Annotated in this window: 1 protein-coding gene; it reads right to left on the bottom strand. The window is 79.5% G+C overall.

Translation table 11 applies throughout. The features are described 5' to 3' along the window. Positions 1-1,081, bottom strand: a 1,081-nt coding sequence (locus tag ACWDCZ_RS41675) for a lanthionine synthetase LanC family protein (RefSeq protein WP_449818770.1), incomplete at both ends; no start/stop codon positions are given.

Below are 1,081 nucleotides of genomic sequence, written 5' to 3'. Positions count from 1 at the left end.
GCGTCGTCGCCGTACTGCCGGCCGGCCTGGACCAGCAGGGTGCCGAGCCCGGCCAGCCCCCGGCACCAGGAGAGGTAGCGGCGGGTCGCCCCGGGTGCGCGGGCGGCGGCGATGATGCCGGGGAGGTCGGCCGCGAGGCCGTCCACGATCTCCCGGGCGGTGCGCCGGGACGCCTCGTCGGGCATCGCGAGCAGGAAGTGGGCGACGCCCGCGCGGCCGTGCGCGAAGCCCTCCGCGAGGGCGGCGGTGCCGGGGTTGGGATCCTCCCCGAGGTCGTCCAGCGGGCGGCCGACCAGTTCGGCGGCGCAGTCGGCCGCCGCCGCCCGGTGCGCTCCCGTCTCTGAGTCGAGCCCGGCGAGCAGCAGGTGCCCGGTGCCGATCCCGGCCGTCCCCGCGATCTGGTCGACCCCCGTACCCTCGTACCGGCGGGGCTCCGGGGGCTGGGTGCCCAGCGCGGCGGCCGCCTCGGCGAGGAACAGGTCCACGCCCGTACGGCCCTGGTGGAGCGAGCCGTCCAGGTGGTCGAGGGCCGGGTGGGCGGCCGTCCAGGCGGCCAGGTCGGCGGCGGCGGAGCGGGCGTCCGGGCGGTCCGGGTGCTGGAGCAGTTCGAGGCCGAGGCCGGCGGCGCCGTCGTACAGCGAGAGCAGGGTCCGGGGCCGCTCGGCGCCCGGGTCGGCGGCGAGCAGCTCGCGGGCCATCCGGACGCAGGTGGTGACGGTGTGGTCGAGCGCGCCGTCCAGGACGCTCCACCGGGTCTCCGCGTTCCACCGGGCACGGCGGGCCCGCCTGGCCGGCACCGTCCCCTCGCGCAGCCGGGCCGCCGTGGCCGCACGCCGCTCCGGGTCGGGGCTCAGCAGGCCCTCGACGAGTTCCGCCGCCGGGTGCCCGGGCTCCGGGAGGGCGGCGCGCAGGCAGGCCAGGGTGCGGTCGCGGTTGGTCGCCGGGTCGGGGTCGATCACCACCGGGTCGAGGCCGGTGAGGGCGTGGTGCAGGGTGGCGCCCAGCGCGTAGTGGTCCTCGGTGGGGTCCTCCCCGGTGGCGCCGGGCAGGCCGTACCCGGCTGTGGCGCCCGGCGGGCGGT

Source organism: Kitasatospora sp. NPDC001225 (genome assembly GCF_053597855.1).
This window is presented reverse-complemented; position numbering and strand designations above follow the sequence as displayed.